The following is a 19,195-nucleotide window of genomic DNA, read 5'->3' as shown; positions in this document are numbered from 1 at the left end:
AGGGGAAAGCCTTCCCCCTTGAAGGATAATGAAATGTTTATCGTGTTCAGAGGTCAGCCGTTAAGCGAACTCCGATTACCGTCAGCCTTGGCGAAGTGTGTTCCTGGGTGACCCGTCGTTGCTGCGCTTTCAAAACGAAATTCTACGGATGATCGCGAACGGTGAGCCGCTCTTCGACACGATGCGGCAACTTTGCTGCGGGTCGAAAAGACATGGCCCGGTGTGCTCTGTTCGGTGTTCGCCATCGATCGAACGGGCATGATGCGGCCGTTAGCGGCACCGAGCTTCCCGGAGGCCTACAGCCAGGCGCATGACGGGGTTGCGATCGGCGCCGACACCGATGTACCCGGGAGAGCCGCGTCTTTACGCCAGCCAGTGCTCCTGGAGGATCTCGCGTCCGACCCTCGCGCCTCCCATAGTGCGGCGATCGTTCACGGGCTTGGTGTATCGGCGTGTTGGTCACTGCCTGTGCTTGGGGCGGCAGGCGACACGCTAGCGGTGATGAACCTCTATTTTCACGGTGCGCGTCAGGTCGCAGATGTCGAGCGAGAGGTGGCTGAAGCTTGCGTGGAACTCTGCGAGACGGCCTTCCGCAGACACGAGAGTACGCTCGATCGGGACCGTCGAGCGAATGTCGATGCACTGACGGGCTTGGCCAACAGGGCAGCCTATAACGGCGCGATGACTCAGCTTCGCTGCGACGATGTCGGGTCGTGGGCACTGTTCATCATCGACCTCGACAACCTCAAGATCGTCAACGACACGTTCGGCCATCTGGCGGGCGACGCTCTGATCCGTGCCGCGTCGGCGCGTATCGCTCGCGCGATGGCGCCGGACGTCACCTATCGGATAGGAGGCGACGAATTCGCGGTCATCCTCCAGCAGCCGGCAAATGTCGCCGACCTGAATGCTGCGGCCGAACGCGTCTTCGACGAGCTCGAGGTGGCGGCGGACTGCGACGGACACACCGTTGTACCTCGCGCGACCATCGGCGGCGCGACGTTGAGCAAGACCGAACGCACAGCGACGAGCGTCGGAGAAGCGGCCGACTTCGCGCTCTACCATGCGAAGGAGACGGGCCGTGGCGGCTTCGTTCGCTACTGGCCTGGCATCGGCTCACGGATTACGAGCCGGCGCGCCGCGATCCGGGATGTCTCGGAAGCCTCGGCCGAGGATCGTATCGAGGCGCACTACCAGCCGATCCTGAGGCTGGACACCGGCCTCATCGTGGGGCTCGAAGCCCTGTGCCGACTGCGATCGCGAAGCGGCGATCTTCTTCCTGCCGGCTCTTTCCACGAAGCAACGACTGACGCTCATGTCGCCTCCGAGTTGACGGCCCGCATGATGGCGATCGTCGCTGACGACATAGGTCATTGGCAAAACGCGGGATTGCTCGTCGAACAGGTCAGCCTGAACGTGTCGACAGCGGATTTCTACACAGGCAGCCTCGCCAAGAAGGTCTCCGAGACCTTCTCCAAAGCCGGCATCGGGCTGAACAAGATCGTGTTGGAGATAAGCGAGGACGTCTATCTCGGGCGGAATGATCGCGTCGTAGCGCGGGAGATCGAAGTGTTGCGTGCGGCCGGGGTGCGCGTAGCCCTCGACGACTTCGGCACGGGCTACGCCTCGCTGACGCATCTGGTGAACGTGCCGGTCGATATCATCAAGATCGACCGGGCATTCGTCGCCCGGCTGTGGCCTGACGATCCGAGCACCATCATCGTGGAAGGGCTAATCGAGATCGCCCGCCGTCTCGGCGTCGCCGTGGTCGCGGTAGGCATCGAGACCGAGGTTCAGGCGAGTCAGCTTTGGGCGATGGGCTGTGGGCTTGGTCAGGGCTACGCATTCGCATACCCCGCCGATCGCGATGCGACGGGCACGTTGCTCTACCGGCATGCAGCGTCCGGCGTTGGAACCATGCCGCTCTATGCCGCTCGGCAATCGTCCGGTCTGGCTGAGCTTGTCTCAAGGCGCCGCCTTTCAACGAGATGAGCGGCCCTTGGTGGCAACGTCCTCACCGGTCGTTCCAACTAGCCGCTAGGGCGCCCAGAGGTTGCCATTGAGGCATAGCTCGCAACGTAGCCACTTTTAATCTAAGCAAGCACAATCAAGTATGTGCGACGTCGGCAAAATGATTAGTCTTGAGCTTGACCCGCGATAGACCGCGCGGGCTATTCTGGCTCGGGGGTTGATCCTTTGAAATCGGTTTTCTGCTGGTGCCCGGAGGGGGCGTGTCGTTTACCCTACGGGCGGATGGGTTTGGACAGTATTGCGGTGTCATCTTGTGACACCAACGTTCCGTTCGAACTTGCGACACTCGACATTCATACGAGGATGCCCAATCGAGAAGAGCCTGATCCGGGCCGCGCAAGAGAGGTTCGATGACCGGTACGCCCGCTATCGGATGGTTCATGCTCTCAGAGGCCGATCGAGATGCGGCTCACCGATTTCTGTCGAAGCTCTCGTCGGACGGGACGCGCGACGAGCTCGGCTTTGCACCAATCCACTTCGCGTTCGCCGACCGCTTCTTCCCAGGCACTTCGGTCCAGCATCAGCAACTGCGCTATGTATTCTTTGTCGCCTGGGCGTATCAGGAGCTATTGGCCAATAGCGACGGCGGTCGTTTCGACCGCGACCGGCTCTTCGAGGTAGAGCGCCGTTACTCTCTTCGATTGATGGAGGGTGTTCCGCAGCTACAGAACTCAGGCATCTCGGGATGGATGAAGTATCAGGCACGGGAGCGCCCGGTTGTTCGCGCGAGCACGATCTACTGGACCGCCCTCCGCTCCTGGCAGATCGCAACTCCTATCGCGGGCATGGACTACGCCCCGACCGAATCGCAGCTGCAGGCCGCTTGGCCAAGGCTTATCACGCGAGACGACAGCGACGCGCTGAGGGCATCGGTCACCGATCTATTCGAAGACATCCCGCGCGCGCCTGAGGGTTGGCGGCACAAGTCCGGCGCTCTCGATTTCGAACTCCGTGGCGTGGAGGCGGAGTACATCCGTCGGAAATGGCGGCAGGCCGGTCCAGGTGGGACGCGTCCACTGCTCAGCCGCCTCGCAGAAGCCGGCGTGTGCACTGTATCGCTTTGGTCGCGGAAGGTTCAGGACGTGGCCTCTACCGAGGAGCGGGATCTGCTCGCGCTGGCACGGAGGGCGGCGTCGATCGCCTGTATTGCGCGTGCAGCCTATGCCGCACTCGTCGAGGCGAAGCGCAACGTGGACCTGGAAATTGACGAACGGCTCCATTCCGACGCGCTGCCTGAGCTCATTGCGCAGCATGGCGAGGCCGCACTGGAGACCAACCTCGACGCCCTGCGCGCGGCCACCCGCATGGATGGCAACCTCACGCGCTTCGTGCAGGAGGTGCTCGAATGGGTTCGCTCCGGTAGGAAGTTGGACGGCATCTCCCGTGCCCTCGAGACCCGCGAGCGCGAGCTGAAGCGGGAGCGGGCGTACCTGCTGAACGCTAAGCGGCGCGTGGACTGGCGCAAGGACGTCGCAGCACCGCTCGACTATCGGTGGCCCGTGGTGCGGGAGATGATCATCCGCGTCGGAGTGGGCGTATGAGTTTCGACCCGGGCAGCCGCATCTCGGTTTTTGGCGCACTGCGGCCCTACGCTGGGCAATTCGTCTCGCGAGCGGTCGTCGCCACCTACTCGCTCGACCTTATCGCACTACTCGGACTCGTCCTTGCGCTTGGCGGAGATGCTGAGGCCGAGTTCGAGAGCTCCCCGCTCGGTCTCGTGAAGGCCTTCGACTGCGTGCGCGGCAAGCTCCGCGTGCTGCATCAGGTCGGTCGCATAATCGCACCCCGAGCGCACAGGTCGATCCTGCCTCTGCTCGACACGATGATTGAGGCGATCCCGGCCAACGAGCGCCGCCAGAGCTGGCATCCAAAAGTCGCCCTCGTTCGATACGATGGCGATCCCGTCCAGTGGCGATTCTGGATCGGCAGCCGGAACTTGACTGGCTCGCGAGACCTAGACGCCGGCCTTCTCGTTACGTCCTCGCACGATAAGGCGGCGCGTTTGGTTCCGGACATCGCCGAACTGGCGCGTGGCCTTCTGGTCGAAGGCCAATTCACTGCGACTGAACTCAACGAGCTGCGCACTGCGCGCTGGCTCGCTCCTGCCGGTACGGCCATTCGGCGATTGCTGTGGCGCAGGCCGGGTGGAGACACGTCCTTCATCTCCGCGCCGTTGCTGGGTGGGGCGGAGACGGCCAGCGCGGTCAGCCCCTTCATCGATGTGACCGGACTGCGAGAGGTGCTACGCGCGGGCGCCCCCTCCGTTACCCTGCTGACGAATGACGTGTCGGCTGGCAGCTGTGCGCCGATATCCGGGATCGTCTTTCGGACAGGTGCGGCGCCGGAGCCGGAAACGACTGTCTCAGTAGACCAGCAGACCGACGACAGGACCGCTGAGTTTATCGAGCCGCTACCGGCGGGTGTTCACGCCAAGATGATCGCCGTCAGCAAGGGGAAGCGGTCGGCCATCATGCTCGGCAGCGCCAACCTGACGAAGCGCGGATTGCTTGGTCCAAACGCCGAGGCTGTCGCCATCCTCGACGTCATGGACACGGCGCTAGCCAGCTCGCTTCATAGCTTCGTGCAATCTGGCTTTGAGTTCGACTATTCCCGAGTAGACGAGGATCTCGCGAGGCTTGAGGAAAGCCAGCGGCAGCTGGATGAGCGGATCGCTCTCCTCCTCGAATGCGAGCTCGCCCTTGAATACGAGGACGGCGGACTGATGCTTACAGTCGGCGAGGGAGCGGACGCCGCACTCGCGACCGCGCGGTTCGAGGCAGCACCGTTCCTCGAACCCGACGCCTGGGTCTGGATCGAGACAGGTATGCGAAAGGTCCGACTTCTGCGCGGGAATGTCGTGCCGAGCGAACGGACGTCGCTCGTCTCGTTCCGTGCGACCAGCCTAACGGACAGGACGATCCAACGATGCTGGGTGCTCTCGCTGCCAGTTACCGGTCTCGACCACGACCGGCGCGACCTCGCGCTCCTGACCCGATACGTTGGGGCCAGCAGGTTCCGGGATTGGCTGCGCTCGCAACTCGACGGTCTCGACGGCACGGCAGGGGAAAGGTGGTCCGACCGGCTGCATAATACCCATGAGCGCGAGCCCTCTAACGTGCCCGAGATGTTCACGCTTGAGACGATGCTGTCCGCCTGGGCCCGCGATCCTCGAGGCTTCGAGCGACGTACCGCCGGCATGATGGCGATGCTCGACTCATTTCGCGAGACCTTCGAGGAACTGCCCGACGAGGAGGAGAGGCGCGCTGCTCTCGCGGACCTGTCCGAGGTGCGGCCTTTCCTGCAGGCCGTCCACGACGCCATCCACCGGGACGTCTGATGGAGCTCGCACCGTTTCAGTCCCGCACCGTCGAAGTGGCAAGCGAGGTTCTTAAGGCAAACGGCCCGCGTCGCTTCCTCGTCGCCGACGAGGTCGGGCTGGGCAAGACCGTCATTGCCCGGACGATCGCCCAGCGGCTGCGGGCGGGACGCAGACGACTGAACGTGATGTACCTCTGTCCGAGCCTCGAGATTGCCGGTCAAAACCGCCCGAAGTTTGTCTCGCTGACTGGGATCGACCCCGATGAATACGATCCCGGTGGAGATCGTCTCGCGCTGGTCCCCGGCTGGCTGCCCGAGGAGGGGAATGGATTCCGGGTGTTCACCTTCACCCCGGAAACGAGCTTGCCCGGATGGAAGCCGGGCCCGAGGACCGGCCGGAAGACGGAGCGCGAACTGATACGCTCGGCGCTGGAACGGTTCCCTGCATTATTGTCTGCTGTGAAACGGCTCGACCGCGAGCGAGCCGCGGGAGGACGGCGATTGCTCGCCGACCGCGGCGACCTTAAGGGCTTCACCGCAATTGAGATCGAGCGGGCAATGCGGGACATCTTCGACTGCCAGTCGGGGAGCATCGAGAAAGCCGCGTTGAAATGGCTCGAGCGCGATGACGTGGATGTCGTCGAGTTCGTCGGCCGCTTCAGATCGGTCCTCGCGCTGGCAGCGCTGCGCCTCAAGAAGGTGAAGCCCGACCTTGTCGTTCTCGACGAGTTCCACCGATATGCGGATTTGATCGTTCCGAAGGCCGAGACTTCGAACGTTCGGCTAAAACAGGAACGAGCGCGTATCCACCGGCTCCTCGTGGAGGCGCTTCTCGGCGGCGACGAGAGACCGGCGGTGCTTCTGCTCTCCGCAACACCATACAGGCTGCGACGCCTTGGCGGCGACGATATCCATGAGGTCGACCACTACCGATCGCTCATCGATCTTGCCGGCTTCCTCGCTGACGACGAAGGATGCCGGGCCGCCGTCGAGGAGGCAATGCGTGACTACCGCCGTGCCTTGAAGACGATCGGGACGGGGGACGCAATCCGCGCGTCGGTCCTGCGCGCCAAGGAGAGACTTGAGGCGCTCCTCCGGCCTTTGATGGCGCGGACGGAGCGCGCCTTGGTGCACAAGGAGGACCTGTTCGACCGCGATAACCCGCAGGTCTCCGTTGAGACTCAGGACCTCGTTGTGTTCAAGCACTTCGCTGAGACTGCCGGCGCGGAGTTTGCCGGCTGGGCGCCAGCGATGTGGACCTCGATCCCATACCCCGCGCAGACGATGCACGGCTACAAGATTTGGAAGTCCCTTCAGGCCGCCAAGCCCGCTCCGATCGAGGCCGGAAGCGGCAAGGGCAATCTTGCGCACCCCCAGTTGCGCCATCTCGCCCATTTGGTCGGAGATAAAGCTCATCTCTCATTACCGTGGCAGCCGCCAACTGTTGCCTGGTGGCGACTGGAGGGGCCGTGGTCAGGAAGGCGGCCGCTTCCAGGCAAGACGCTGCTTTTCAGCAGGTGGCGCGGCGCCCCGACGGCCATCTCGGCCCTGCTCTCGATCAACCTGTCCGGTGGACTGCGAAAGCCGAAGGAGAAGGCGCCAGTCGCGCTCTTGCGGCCCGGGGGCAGCGAAACTGGCGCTCTGGTCGGGCTCTTCATGCCGTGGCCCAGCCTGCCACTCGCGATCGAACCAAGGAAGTCGAGGGGCACGACGCTTGCGAGCGTCCGGGCGGACGCCCGTCGACAGCTCGAGGTATATCTCCAAGCGCGGCGGATTCGCCTCGACGGGACAGAGAAGCGTCCGACCTGGATCGTCGCGGCCGGGATCGAGCGCGAGATTAACGGGACAACATACCAGAGGGTTTCATCGCTGGCCGACAGGGTGAGCCGGGGCGCGAAGGCCAAGAACTGGTCCAGCCTGCCCAAGATCAACAGGGTCTCACCGGCGGAAGTGGCGGCGCTCAGCGACCACCTCCTGTCATCGCCGGGCTCGATCCTTGCGCGATGCCTTGTGCGCCACGATGTTCCGCAGGATCGGCCCCGCGATCGACAGCGGACATTCGCGTTCTTATGGGAGAACCTGCGGCCTTATCTCGGCCACAGGGCCTTCGCCGACCTCATCCAGTCATCGTCCAAGAAGAAGCGTTATCCCGACGCGCTCGCGGACGCGATGCTCAGGGGCGGCTTCGAGGCGGTACTGGACGAGCAGATGTGCCTCTTATCCAGTCTGGGCGATGCCGAAGGACAGGAGATCGTCGAACAGCTTTCGGCGAGCCTGCTCGACCGTCCCGGCCTCGTGCAATTTCGCCGCGGCAGAACCAACCACCGCGTCCCAGTGCAGGGCCGTGACTCCCTTCGCCGGAGGCGAACAGAGCCGCGGCGGAAAGAAGGGAATAAAGCGCCTTCGCAGCAACACCCTTCGCCGCGCGTTCAACTCGCCTTTCTGGCCGCACATGCTCTGCACCACCTCGATCGGCCAAGAGGGATTGGACTTCCATCTCTGGTGCAGCCGGATCGTTCATTGGGACCTCCCGGGCGATCCGGTCGACTTCGAGCAGCGCGAGGGCCGCATCGCTCGCTACGGGAGTCTCGCGGTCCGGCGCTCGCTGGCGCGTGAGCATGGCGCGCAATCGCTCGCTGCCGCCCGTGGCTCGAGCCCGTTCGGCGAGTTGATCTCTCTCGCCAAGAGGGTCGATAGCGACCGCACGGGGCTCGAGCGGTGGTGGCTTCCAGTCGAAGGCCGCCCGACCAGCGTCAGCTTTGACTGGCGGTTCAGCCACCGAGCGGCCCGACGGGACCGCATGCTCGAGGACCTGCTCTACTACCGGCTCGCGTTGGGACAGCCAGATCCCAAGGCCTTCGTCGCGATGCTTCGCCGCGTCGGAGCTGACGAGACCGGAGCGCGGGAACTCGCGATCGACCTCTCGGCTATCTCGCGTGCCTCTGCAGCGGTCGTTACCGAAAGTCTCTCGTCTTTACCTTGATCGTGTCCAAGTGGAGGTCTGGGATGAAAATGTCGCGCGGCCGAACGGTCCGGGGCGGCAAGTCACGTGGATCGGGCGTCGGCGAGCCATGGTGAAACTCGTCGCCGCGACCATGCGGTAACGGGAAGGCGGTCTGTCGATCGCCGACGCTCGCCAGATCGGCGGAGAGGTCCGTGAGCCGCTGGGCGACGAGATGGACCACTTCACCCTCGCGCTGGACGCGACCGCGAACCGCGATCATACCTGCGGACAGGATCGTGCGACGGTTCTGCTCGAAGACCTTAGGCCAAACCACGAGGTTCGCGATGCCGCTTTCGTCTTCCAGCGTTATGAACATGACGCCCTTGGCAGACCCTGGCCGCTGTCGGACCAGCACGATGCCGGCCGCTTCGAGCCACCGGCCGTCACGCGCCTCCATAGCTTCGAGGCAGGTGACCATTCGGCGCCGCCGCAGGTCTTGCCGGAGGAAGGATACGGGGTGATCCCGTAGAGACAGGCTGACGTGGCGGTAGTCTTCGACGACATCGCCACCGGCCGTCATGGGTCGGAGGACGATGGCCGGTTCGGCAACCTCGGGCACGATTTCCGCTTCGCGGGCCGAGGCCGCAGCAAAGAGCGGCAATGGCTCATCCCGAAGTGCTTTGATCGCCCAGAGCGCTTCCCGACGAGCAAGACCAAAGGGCGGCCGGAAACCGTCCGCCTCAGCGATCTGCGTCAACGCGCCCACAGGCACGCCAGCTCGGCGCCAGAGATCGTCCACCGACATGAAGGGATGTCCCGCCCGGGCAGCGACGATCGCTGCGCCATGGGCGTTCGCCAGACCCTTGACCATGCGCAGGCCGAGCCGAACAGCAAATCGGCCGTCATCATCGATCGGCTCGAGCGTGCAGTCCCAACGGGACGCATTGGCGCACACCGGTCGCACCTCGATGCCATGATCTCGCGCATCACGCACGGTCTGGGCCGGCGCGTAGAACCCCATGGGCTGGCTGTTCAGGAGCGCTGCGCAGAAAACGTCGGGGTGCCAGCACTTCAGCCAGGCCGACGCGTAGGCGATAAGCGCAAAGAGGCTGCGTGGCTTTCCGGAAAGCCGTAAGAGCCGAAGCCTTCGAGCTGCTTGAAGGTCTGCTCGGCGAAGGCAGCGTCGTAGCCATTGGCCACCATGCCGGCGATCAGCTTGTCCCGGAAATGCGATACACCCCGGTGAACTTGAAGGTCGCCATCGACTTGCGCAGCATGTCGGCTTCCCCGGGCGTGAACCCGGCGCATTCGATCGCGACGCGCATCGCCTGCTCCTGGAACAGGGGAACGCCGAGCGTCTTGCCCAGAACCTTCTCGAGCTCTGGCTTCGGATAATGGACGGGCTCCAGCCCCTCCCGGCGCCGAAGATAGGGGTGAACCATGTCGCCTTGAATCGGCCCAGGCCGGACGATGGCGACCTGAACGACAAGGTCATAATAGGTACGCGGTTTAAGGCGCGGCAGCATGGACATCTGCGCACGGCTTTCGATCTGGAAGGTGCCGAGCGTATCGGCCTTCCGGATCATCGCATAGGTGCGAGGATCCTCGGCCGGGATGGTAGCCAGATCGAGGTTTACGCCCTTGTGCTCGGCGAGCAGATCGAGCCCTTTCTTCATGCAAGTCAACATGCCGAGCGCCAGGACGTCGACCTTCATGAACTTGAGAGCGTCGATATCATCCTTGTCCCATTCGATGACCTGGCGATCGACCATCGACGCGGGCTCGATCGGCACGAGATCGTCGAGGCGGTCATGGGTGAGCACGAAGCCGCCAGGGTGCTGGCTGAGGTGGCGGGGAGCGCCCATCAGCTGTCGGGCAAGGTCGAGCGTCATCCGAAGGCGCCGGTCGGCGAGGTTGAGGTTCAACTCCTCGACGTGACGCTTCTCGACGCCTTCCTCTGACCACGCCCACACCTGCGACGACAGCGTGCCGATCAGGTCTTCGGGCAGGCCGAGCGCCTTGCCGACGTCCCTCAGCGCGCCCTTGGTGCGATACCGGATGACGGTCGAGCACAGCGCGGCATGCTCTCGGCCGTAGGTCTCGAACACCCACTGCATGACGATCTCGCGCCGCTCATGCTCGAAATCGACGTCGATGTCGGGCGGCTCGCGCCGTTCCTCGGAGATGAATCGCTCGAACAGCAGGTCATTGCGGCCTGGATCGATCGAGGTGATGCCAAGAACGTAACAGACGGCGGAGTTGGCGGCCGATCCGCGACCCTGACACAGAATGTCCTTCGACCGTGCGAAGCGAACGATGGAATTCACGGTCAGGAAATAAGGCGCGTAGTCCAGCTTCTCGATCAACCGCAACTCATGCTGGAGGGCGGCGGTCACGCTCTCGGGTACGCCTTCGGGATAGCGTTCAGCCGCCCCTTCCCAGGTGAGCTTCGCCAACGTCTGCTGGGGCGTGAGTGCGGGATCGTCGCGCTCTTCCGGATACTGGTAGGCAAGCTCGTCGAGGCTGAAGCGGCAGCGGTGCGCGATCTGCAGCGTCCGGGCAAGGGCCTCGGGATAGCGGCTGAACAGACGATGCATTTCGTCCGGCGGCTTGATGTAGCGGTCGGCGTGTCGCTCTCGCCGATCGCCAAGCGTATCGATCGTGACGTTGTGGCGGATGCATGTGACGACATCCTGCAGGATCCGCCGGGCCGGCTCGTGGAAGAGGACGTCGTTCGTCACCACGGTGGGCACGCGCATCTGTGTGGCCATGTTCGAAAGCTCATGCAGTCGGAGTTGATCGTTTGGCCGGCGGCGCAAGGTGAGCGCGAGATAGGCTCTGTCGCCGAAAGCGTCCCGCAATCGCCGGAGCCGGAACGCGCACTCGTCATCCGCAAGGTCGGGAACGAGCGCGACGATCAGGCCATCGCCGTAGGCAACGAGATCAGGCCATTCGAGAATGCACCTGGCCTTGCCGCCTCGTTTCTTACCGAGGGAAAGAAGCCGGCAGAGGCGCGAATAAGCGGGTCGATCCGCTGGATAGACCAGCACGGATGTCCCATCGGCGAGGTCGAGCCGGCAACCGACAATCAGGCGAACGCCGGTCGTCTTGGCCGCTTCATGAGCACGGACGACGCCGGCGAGCGAATTCCGATCGACGATGGCGACGGCCTCGATCCCAGCCAAGGCCGCTTGCGCGAACAGTTCCTCGCAGGAGGACGCGCCGCGCAAGAAGCTGAAGTGTGAGGTGACCTGCAGTTCGACGTAGCGAGGCGACGTCATCCGAAGACCCCGTGGATGAACCAGCGGTGCGATCCCGTCGCTGTGTCTTCGCCGTCACCGGCACGATAAAGCCAGTAGCGTTCGCCGGCGTCGTCCTCGACCCGAAAATAGTCTCGGACGGCGACCAACTCCGCGTCGCGTTTCCACCACTCGCCGAATACGCGCTCCGGCCCATCTCCGCGGCGCAGCCGACGACGGACGCCGCGCCAGGTAAATGAAACGGGTGGATGGTCGGGCAACAGCGCTACAGTCTCGACCTGCTCCGGATGGGCCAGCAGACGCGAGGGCCGGGGCCAATGGCCGGGCCATGCTGCGCCTGTATCGGCGGCCATCGCCGGAATGCGGCCAACGGAGCGTTCCGGGACGTCGCTCGCAACCGGCGCCAGCCGATAGAGCGCGTGCTCACCTACCCGGTTCATGAGCGTATCGATCAGGTCCGAGACGTCCGGTGTACTCTCCTCTATCAGCGAACTGACGGTCTGCCGGCGCTCGATCGGCTCGGCGACGCTGGCTGCAAGCGTCATCACCTCGATCCCAAAGCCGGGCTCGATCGTCTCGATCTTGTCGCATAAGAGGCGCGTCAGGCGCTTTGTATCCCGGACCGGCGTCGCCATTCCAACCCGGACCGCCTGTGAGCGACTGTCGACACGGTGGCAGATGAGGTCGAGCCGTCGTGCGCCGAGACCAGCTGTCTCGAGGCGGTCGCAGAGCTGATCGACGAGCTTGGCGATGTAGCGGGCGATGGTCTCCGCCGCGCCGATCGGTTCCGCGAACGATCTGCGCACTTCGATCAGGTCGGCGGGTCGAACCGGATCAATCGGCTCTGACAGATCGCCGAGCGCTTGATCGATACGGCGGCCGATTGCTGGACCGAAGCGCAGGGTGAGCGGCGCGCGCGGCTGCGAGAGGATATCGCCGATGGTTTCGAAGCCAAGCGTTCGCAGCGCCGCGACGATCGAAGCGTCGATGCGCAGCGAGGCCAGCGGAAGCGGTTCTAACAGCGATGCATCATGACGTTCAGGAGCGATTATCGTTGGACGGGCTGCAAACCGGGCCAAGGCGTGGGCTGCGCCCCAGCTGTCGGCGATCGCGCCGCGAGCGGCGATGCCAGACATTGCCAGCCTTCCGATCAGGCCCTCCAGCATGGCGGCTTCGCCGCCGTGAAGGTGATCGGCTCCGGTCGAGTCGATGATGATCCCGTCTGGAGGATCAGGGGCCACGACAGGCGCGTAGCGCAGGAGCCAGGTGGCGAGCCGATCAAGTGCCTCCACATCGGCTGCCGGCTCGGCATCTTGCACGATGAGGTCTGGCACGAGGACCTGAGCCTTGGTCACAGGCATGCCGGGGCAAAGGCTGGCGGCCACGGCAGCGGCATTCGCCGCCAACACCACCCGCCTGTTTCCTTCCCGGCCAATCAGGACGAGCGGCGCCTCAGCCGGAGGCGCCGCGTCGCCAGCCTTCCGCCGGAGCCGGTCGGTGGACCAACTCGGCAGGAAGAGCGAGACGACCCGTGTCATCGCACGCCTCCAACTCGAAATCTGCACTCTCGCCCGCGCGTGCGCGGATCAGTTCGACTAGCCAGCGGGCACGCCCTACGCCCGGAACAGGCAGAGGTGTCGATGGCACCATAGACACGCGCCAGCGTGTCATCGCGGCGGTGGGTTGGCCGAAATCAGTGGCTTCGGTCTGTCGTCGCCAACGCCGCAGCGCGATCCCGATCGATCCGCTTCCCTCGGCCGCCAACTGCAGGCGGCGCGAGGCTGTCATGGAAAGCCGCGCCACCTCACCGAGAACCGCCCCTAGGCCACCATGGCGCAGCCCTTCCTCCATGCAGGCCAACACGGTCTTGTCATCGCCGGCTTCGAGATAGATTACGCGATCGGACGCGAGACCAGCTTGAGCGATCGCCGGCGCGAAGAGATCTGGACGCGTGATGCACCACAGGATCTTGCCCTTGGTCCGTGCCGCGACACCCGCGCTGAACAATGCCGCCGCCGCCCCATCGACCGCGCCGTTCCCGCCCCCTGCGATCTCATGCAGGGCGCCAAGCGCCAACCCGCCACCGGGGAGTCGTGAGTCGACGTCGGCAATCCCAAACGGGAGAACCGTATTGGCGCGCCGGCTTCTGCCTTCGATCTTTTCGATCTGCGCGCGCAAAGACTCTATGGCGGGCTCGGGCCGCACTCTTTTCCTTGACCTCCGGAGACGGGTATAGCATTGTGTTCATGTTTTGTTCTTTGATGGCTGGAGAGTCAAGGCTGTTTAACTCCGCACAATGCCAGTTGAATTTTTAAGGACTCTCGGCCAAGATCGATTGGTTGCCGCGGAATGCCGCGGATCGCCGCGGAGGTTGGAAGCTTGGGCAAGGATGGGCGGGATGCCGAGCGCGTCACCACTACATTGACCAGGCGTCAGAAGGCCGAGCTTGATAGGCTCGCGAAGGCGCAAGGGGTCAAGGTAGCGTGGCTGATCCGGCGTGCGATTGAACGATATTTGGATGAAGCGGCTGGTGGCCCGATGCTACCGCTCGAACTAGAAGGAGGCGGAGATGTTAAGCGCTGAACTCTTCGCCGGTTGTGGCGGGCTTGCTCTGGGGATGTCCCGGGCAGGCTTCAAACACGCATATATGGCTGAGTTCGATCGTGACGCGGTTGAAACGGTTCTTCATAACAAGCTGAATGGCGTCGAGCACGTGCGTGACTGGCCTATGGGTTTACAGGACGTTCGTGAGATCGATTGGGAGAAAATTGCCACTCTTGACCTGATCTCCGGTGGGCCGCCGTGTCAGCCATTTGGGATAGGCGGAAAAAAGCTTGGCCAGGACGATCATCGCGATATGTGGCCAGAGGCTATCCGCGCCATTCGTGAGGCCTCACCGCGGATGTTCCTGTTCGAGAACGTTCGCAACCTCGCTGGTCCGCGTTTCCAACCGTACCTCAACTGGATAATCGCGAGCCTAGAGCGCCCAAGGGTGCTTCGGCGCGACGGCGAAAGCCATGGGTCGCATCTAACGAGGTTGAACGCCTCGCGATCGAAGCGCGAATATCGCGTTGTTTGGCAACTGGTGAACGCCGCTGATTATGGCGCGGCGCAAATTCGCCATCGCGTCCTTATCTTCGGAGTTCATATGAGCGTCGGTGTTGCGCCGACGTTGATGGTTCCGACGCATTCTCGAGATCGGTTGCTGTGGGATCAATTCGTAACAGGCGAATACTGGAAGCGTCATGGTTTGAAGCCACGTAAGGAGGCTGTCCTTGAGCAGGATCGACGCCGCGTCGCGGCTCTGAAGAAGCTCGCGATTGCTCCATCAACACAGCCTTGGATGACCGTTCGGGATACATTGCTTGGCCTCGGCGAACCCAATGGAAAACGCAACCATGTTCTGCAGACTGGTGCGCGGGTTTATCCTGGACATACGGGTAGCCCCCTCGATCTGCCTGCAAAAGCACTGAAGGCAGGAGACCACGGCGTTCCCGGGGGAAAACATGATGGTTCGAGACGACGGGACCGTCCGCTATTTCACTACCCGGGAGGCTGCTCGCCTTGTGGGGCTCCCTGACGAATACGAATTTCCCCGCTCTTGGACGGAAAGTATGCGCCAATTGGGCAATGCGGTTCCCGCCCAGCTTGGAGCTGCCGCCGGGGAGTGGCTTGTGGGTCTTGCGGCTGGTGGAGCGCAACCTTCGCTAGTACCAGCAAGAAAGGCGGCGTAAGGATTGAGCCTTGCCGTAGCCGGGAGAACGAGTCGCGACCAGAAGACCTCGTGTCGGCATACCGAAGAGGGATGAAGGATGGCGCTCGCACCTGATCGCGCTGCGATTAAGGCACTCGAGGATGCGTTAAGCGCGGTGCTAGCTGCTGCTGGCGAGAATCCGCCACAAGCCGTGGTAAGGCGTATACGAGAGGGCCTCGCCTCGCATGCGGCGGCTCTCGAAGCTGCAAGATCGGCCACCGATCCAATTCGGATGCCGAGAGCAACGTTTGATCCGGCCGATCCAAAGGCCATCGGGCGCATGGTCTCAATCGCCCTTCTCGCTCAGCCTATGATTCCGCTCGCCGATGTCCGCACAGCGTATGGCTCCGGCGTGTACGCGATCTACTATCGCGGCGAGCATCCACTTTATGCGGGCATCTCTGGGTCGGAAACACCAATCTACGTCGGCAAAGCCGATCCTGCCAATGACGATGCAAGCACTACCCGTGAACAGGGTGCAAAGCTGACCGCGCGCCTGCTGGAGCATGCGGGCACCATTGGTACGGCCGAGGCCTACACCGATCGACTGCCAGAACATCTCTCACCCATCAGACTGGCGGATTTTCGATGTAGGCGTTTGGTATGCGCGACGAACGCGCAACTCGTGGCTGAAAAGCATCTGATCCGCACGTTCTGGCCGATCTGGAATGCCGAGACGAAAGCGTGCTGGGGCATGAGCAAGCACGGCGATGCGGCGTCCACACGCGCCAACAAGCGCTCACCTTGGGACGTGGTCCACCCTGGCCGCGCCTGGGCAATGGATGAACGACTGGTCGATTCACTCAGTCCCACCGAAATTGAAGGCCGCATCCAGAGCACCTTGCAGCGTGTGCCCGCGCGGTTGGATCATGCGGCGCTCTTGGAAGAGATGCTGGAAGGGTTCCGCCAAGACGACCTAGTTAGCCGAGAGAGTGAGGAACCTCCAGTCGGTGAGGAAGCAGCTGGGCCAGCGCCCGACGAGGCTGGTGGTGCGGAAGACGAATGAAACAGACAAGGCCAGAAGCGCTCAAATGGCGCTTATCAAGGCGCGGGACACAAAACCTGAGCTGAAGGTCCGGCGCGCGATGCATGCGGCTGGCTTACGCTACCGACTTCACGCGAAGGATTTACCTGGCCGGCCTGATTTGGTGTTTCGTTCACGGCGTATCGCGGTTTTCGTGCATGGCTGTTTTTGGCACCAACATCCGGATCCCGCCTGCAAGCTAGCGCGAATGCCAAAGTCAAAGCTTGACTTTTGGAGGCCTAAACTGTATCGCTCCGGTGAGGGCCGCCTTGCGGTGATCGGCTGATATTTCGAGATGGCACCGGTGCAAGCGCTGGTGTTTGCACCGGTACTAGGGACGGTGCGATGAGTCAGATCACGGTAATTTCAGGCCCGGAGCGGCGGCGGGTATGGACCGACCAGCAGAAGCGCGAGTTGGTCGCTGCGGTTTCGGCCCCCGGCGCGAACGTGGCGGAGATTGCTCGCCGTGCTGATCTGCGGCCCAACCAGATCTACAGATGGCGGCGGCAGATGGGTCAGGCAGCACAGGGCTTTGCCGAGGTGCAGGTACATCCTGACCCGGCACCGGCTACTGGGGCAGCGATCATCGTGGAGTTTGAGCGGGCGATCGTGCGCATTCCCGCTGGCGCCTCGCCCGGGCTGGTGTCGGCAGTGCTGCGGTCGGTCAAGCCGTGATCCCAGTTCCCTCCGGCGTTCGGATATGGATCGCAACGGGGCACACGGACATGCGACGCGGCATGCGCAGCCTGGCCCTGCAGGTGCAGCAGAGTTTCGGACGCGATCCCTTCGCCGGCGATCTCTACATTTTCAGAGGACGCCGCGGCGATCTTTGCAAGATCATCTGGCATGACGGCGTTGGCATGTCGCTTTATGCCAAGCGCCTCGAGCGCGGGAAGTACATCTGGCCCTCAGCGGTGGACGGCGTGCTTGCCATTTCCCCCTCGCAGATGGCCTGCATGTTGGAGGCGATCGACTGGCGTAATCCGCAGGCCACCTGGCGTCCGACATTAGCAGGATAAAAGGTCGAGATTGCCTAAAAAGCTAGGGATTCCGGCGCATTTCTGCTATACGCGTCGGCATGGGGGACGAGGCGCAAGCACAGATCGACAGCCTTCGCGAGCGGCTTGCCGCTGCCGAGGCTGTCGCCGCTGAAGTCGCCCGCATCAAGGCGATCAACGCCGACCTGGAAGCCCGCAACGCCCTTCTCGAACTGCAGAACGAGAAGATGCGCCGCACCCTTTTCGGCCAGCGCTCCGAGCGCACGCGCCATCTGCTCGACCAGATGGAACTGACCTTCGAGGAGTGTGAGACCGCTGCCAGCGAAGATGAGCTCCTGGCGGCGCTGGCAGCTGCGAAGACCAACGTCGCGCCCTTCGAGCGCAAGCGGCCCGCACGCAAGCCCTTGCCCGAGCATCTGCCGCGCGAGCGCGTCGTCATCGCCGCGCCCGAGGCCTGCCCCTGCTGCGGCTCGGATCGGCTGTGCAAGTTGGGCGAGGATATCACCGAGACGCTCGAGGTGGTGCCGCGCCAATGGAAGGTGGTCCAGACCGTTCGTGAGAAGTTCTCCTGTCGCGATTGCGAGAAGATTACCCAACCGCCGGCGCCGTTCCATGTGACGCCTCGCGGACTCTTCGGTCCCAGCTTCCTGGCCATGCTGCTGTTCGAGAAGTTTGGCGCGCATCAACCGCTTAACCGCCAGCGTGATCGCTATGCCCGGGAAGGCGTCGACCTGAGCCTTTCCACCCTGGCCGATCAGGTGGGCGCCTGCGCCGCCGCGCTGATGCCGCTCTATCTGCTGATCGAAGCCCACGTCCTTGCCGCCGAACGACTGCATGGCGACGATACGACAGTGCCGGTCCTGGCCAAGACGAAGACCGATACGGGTCGGATCTGGACCTATGTCCGGGATGATCGACCTTTTGGCGGACCTGCACCACCAGCGGCGATCTTCCATTATTCCCGCGACCGGCGGGGCGAACATCCCGTGAGCCATCTACGCAACTGGAGAGGCATCCTTCAGGCTGACGCCTATGCCGGCTATAATGCGCTGTTCCATGCCGACCGCCTGCCGGCGCCGCTCACCCGTGCCCTGTGCTGGAGCCACGCGCGCCGTTATTTCTTCGAGCTGGCCGATATCGCCGCGCAGCTCAAGAAGCGCCGCAAAAAGGCCGTCATCTCGCCGCTGGCAGTGGAGGCGGTCCGCCGTATCGACGCGATCTTCGATATCGAACGCGCCATCAACGGCAGATCGGCGCAGGATCGTTTGGCTCTGCGGCAGGAGCACAGCGCCCCGCTGGTTGCCGATCTGGAAGAATGGATGCGCGACAATCGGTTGAAGCTGTCGAAGAACAGCGATGTGGCCGAGGCTATGGATTACATGCTCAAGGCATGGCCCGCCTTCGCCGGGTTCCTCGATGACGGCCGTATCTGCCTCTCGAACAACGCAGCGGAGCGAGCCCTAAGAGGTATAGCCCTGGGCAGAAAATCATGGCTCTTCGCTGGTTCAGACCGCGGCGGCCAACGCACCGCCTTCATGCTGAGCCTCATTGGCACGGCAAAGCTCAACGACATCGATCCGCAGGCCTGGCTCGCCGACGTTCTCGCGCGCATCGCCGACATTCCCCAGAACCGTCTCCATGAACTGCTTCCCTGGAACTGGGGCGCTCCCGAAGATCAACGCGAAGCCGCCTGATCCGCAGCCTTCACCGAAGGCCTACCCTAAACTAGTGGGCAATCGCGAACGGGATTTGAGAACGCGCGGCGAGCTGGAGGCGCGTGGCTGGTATGTCCTGGAGGTTTGGGAATGCCGGACGGGTGCCGATGATTTGGACGCTCTGGCGAGCAAGATAAAGAGCGCGCAGAGC

General features: G+C 63.3%; 14 protein-coding genes and 3 pseudogenes. 14 read left to right on the top strand and 3 right to left on the bottom strand.

The window, feature by feature from the left end:
• Positions 1-258 precede the first annotated feature (258 nt).
• The 6 genes and pseudogenes from HK436_RS12500 to HK436_RS12480 all read left to right on the top strand — a co-directional run bounded on the left by HK436_RS12500 (position 259) and on the right by HK436_RS12480 (position 8,332).
• The gene (locus HK436_RS12500; RefSeq protein ID WP_173190365.1) at positions 259-1,992 is read left to right on the top strand and encodes a putative bifunctional diguanylate cyclase/phosphodiesterase; all 1,734 of its coding nucleotides are present in this window, start codon (positions 259-261) and stop codon (positions 1,990-1,992) included.
• Positions 1,993-2,381: 389 nt separating this feature from the next.
• Complete coding sequence (locus HK436_RS12495) at positions 2,382-3,572, top strand: DUF6361 family protein (protein ID WP_024588025.1); 1,191 nt, start codon at positions 2,382-2,384, stop codon at positions 3,570-3,572.
• A complete protein-coding gene (locus tag HK436_RS12490; protein WP_024588026.1) occupies positions 3,569-5,368 on the top strand; it encodes a phospholipase D-like domain-containing protein in 1,800 nt (599 codons plus the stop codon). The genes HK436_RS12495 and HK436_RS12490 overlap by 4 nt, the downstream gene beginning before the upstream one ends.
• Positions 5,368-5,586, top strand: a pseudogene (locus HK436_RS33555) (DEAD/DEAH box helicase family protein); the annotation flags it as partial. The gene HK436_RS12490 and the pseudogene HK436_RS33555, both read left to right, overlap by 1 nt.
• 1,783 nt (positions 5,587-7,369) lie before the next feature.
• Positions 7,370-7,873, top strand: a pseudogene (locus tag HK436_RS33550) (hypothetical protein); the annotation flags it as partial.
• A 144-nt stretch (positions 7,874-8,017) separates the two neighbouring features.
• A complete protein-coding gene (locus tag HK436_RS12480; protein ID WP_173190361.1) occupies positions 8,018-8,332 on the top strand; it encodes a hypothetical protein in 315 nt (104 codons plus the stop codon).
• On the opposite strand, the pseudogene HK436_RS12475 reads toward HK436_RS12480, so the two are convergent.
• From HK436_RS12475 to HK436_RS12465, 3 genes and pseudogenes are all read right to left on the bottom strand, one after another.
• Positions 8,304-11,574 (bottom strand): annotated as a pseudogene (locus tag HK436_RS12475) (error-prone DNA polymerase). The gene HK436_RS12480 and the pseudogene HK436_RS12475 sit on opposite strands and share 29 nt — an antisense overlap.
• On the bottom strand, positions 11,571-13,091 hold the full coding sequence (locus HK436_RS12470) for a Y-family DNA polymerase (RefSeq protein WP_024588029.1): 1,521 nt from the start codon (positions 13,089-13,091) through the stop codon (positions 11,571-11,573). Before HK436_RS12470 ends, HK436_RS12475 begins: the two are co-directional and overlap by 4 nt.
• Positions 13,006-13,758, bottom strand: coding sequence for an ImuA family protein (locus HK436_RS12465; RefSeq protein WP_024588030.1), 753 nt, complete (start codon positions 13,756-13,758; stop codon positions 13,006-13,008). Before HK436_RS12465 ends, HK436_RS12470 begins: the two co-directional genes overlap by 86 nt.
• Before the next feature lie 144 nt (positions 13,759-13,902).
• On the opposite strand from HK436_RS12465, the gene HK436_RS33545 reads away from it, so the two are divergent.
• The 8 genes from HK436_RS33545 (at position 13,903) to tnpC (ending at position 19,023) form a co-directional block, all read left to right on the top strand.
• On the top strand, positions 13,903-14,136 hold the full coding sequence (locus HK436_RS33545) for a ribbon-helix-helix domain-containing protein (RefSeq protein ID WP_376769163.1): 234 nt from the start codon (positions 13,903-13,905) through the stop codon (positions 14,134-14,136).
• Positions 14,123-15,133, top strand: coding sequence for a DNA cytosine methyltransferase (locus HK436_RS12455; RefSeq protein WP_206680526.1), 1,011 nt, complete (start codon positions 14,123-14,125; stop codon positions 15,131-15,133). Before HK436_RS33545 ends, HK436_RS12455 begins: the two co-directional genes overlap by 14 nt.
• Positions 15,060-15,287 carry a DNA cytosine methyltransferase gene (locus HK436_RS33540; protein WP_206680525.1) on the top strand — a complete coding sequence of 76 codons (228 nt, stop codon included), beginning with the start codon at positions 15,060-15,062 and terminating at the stop codon, positions 15,285-15,287. The genes HK436_RS12455 and HK436_RS33540 overlap by 74 nt, the downstream gene beginning before the upstream one ends.
• 78 nt (positions 15,288-15,365) lie before the next feature.
• Positions 15,366-16,313: an Eco29kI family restriction endonuclease gene (locus HK436_RS12450; RefSeq protein ID WP_139139294.1), complete on the top strand. Its 948-nt coding sequence runs from the start codon at positions 15,366-15,368 to the stop codon at positions 16,311-16,313.
• Complete coding sequence (locus HK436_RS12445) at positions 16,240-16,617, top strand: very short patch repair endonuclease (protein WP_312860591.1); 378 nt, start codon at positions 16,240-16,242, stop codon at positions 16,615-16,617. Before HK436_RS12450 ends, HK436_RS12445 begins: the two co-directional genes overlap by 74 nt.
• A gap of 59 nt (positions 16,618-16,676) precedes the next feature.
• Positions 16,677-17,006, top strand: a complete 330-nt coding sequence (gene tnpA / locus HK436_RS12440; protein ID WP_069336334.1) for an IS66-like element accessory protein TnpA — start codon at positions 16,677-16,679, stop codon at positions 17,004-17,006.
• The gene (gene tnpB / locus HK436_RS12435; protein WP_069336335.1) at positions 17,003-17,350 is read left to right on the top strand and encodes an IS66 family insertion sequence element accessory protein TnpB; all 348 of its coding nucleotides are present in this window, start codon (positions 17,003-17,005) and stop codon (positions 17,348-17,350) included. Before tnpA ends, tnpB begins: the two co-directional genes overlap by 4 nt.
• A gap of 59 nt (positions 17,351-17,409) precedes the next feature.
• On the top strand, positions 17,410-19,023 hold the full coding sequence (gene tnpC, locus HK436_RS12430; protein WP_069336336.1) for an IS66 family transposase: 1,614 nt from the start codon (positions 17,410-17,412) through the stop codon (positions 19,021-19,023).
• Positions 19,024-19,195 lie beyond the last annotated feature (172 nt).

Source organism: Neoaquamicrobium sediminum, from assembly GCF_013240295.1.
Lineage (GTDB): Bacteria > Pseudomonadota > Alphaproteobacteria > Rhizobiales > Rhizobiaceae > Aerobium > Aerobium sediminum.
The sequence above is the reverse complement of the archived record's forward strand: the minus strand, read 5'-3'. Positions and strand labels throughout refer to the sequence as shown.

Excerpts from the sequence above, each read along its gene's own strand:
- HK436_RS12500 (WP_173190365.1), top strand. The coding sequence starts at position 259 with ATGATGCGGCCGTTAGCGGCACCGAGCTTCCCGGAGGCCTACAGCCAG.
- HK436_RS12495 (WP_024588025.1), top strand. The coding sequence starts at position 2,382 with ATGACCGGTACGCCCGCTATCGGATGGTTCATGCTCTCAGAGGCCGAT.
- HK436_RS12490 (WP_024588026.1), top strand. The coding sequence starts at position 3,569 with ATGAGTTTCGACCCGGGCAGCCGCATCTCGGTTTTTGGCGCACTGCGG.
- HK436_RS12470 (WP_024588029.1), bottom strand. The coding sequence starts at position 13,091 with ATGACACGGGTCGTCTCGCTCTTCCTGCCGAGTTGGTCCACCGACCGG.
- HK436_RS33545 (WP_376769163.1), top strand. The coding sequence starts at position 13,903 with ATGCCGCGGATCGCCGCGGAGGTTGGAAGCTTGGGCAAGGATGGGCGG.
- HK436_RS12455 (WP_206680526.1), top strand. The coding sequence starts at position 14,123 with ATGTTAAGCGCTGAACTCTTCGCCGGTTGTGGCGGGCTTGCTCTGGGG.
- HK436_RS33540 (WP_206680525.1), top strand. The coding sequence starts at position 15,060 with ATGATGGTTCGAGACGACGGGACCGTCCGCTATTTCACTACCCGGGAG.
- HK436_RS12450 (WP_139139294.1), top strand. The coding sequence starts at position 15,366 with ATGGCGCTCGCACCTGATCGCGCTGCGATTAAGGCACTCGAGGATGCG.
- tnpA (WP_069336334.1), top strand. The coding sequence starts at position 16,677 with ATGAGTCAGATCACGGTAATTTCAGGCCCGGAGCGGCGGCGGGTATGG.
- tnpC (WP_069336336.1), top strand. The coding sequence starts at position 17,410 with ATGGGGGACGAGGCGCAAGCACAGATCGACAGCCTTCGCGAGCGGCTT.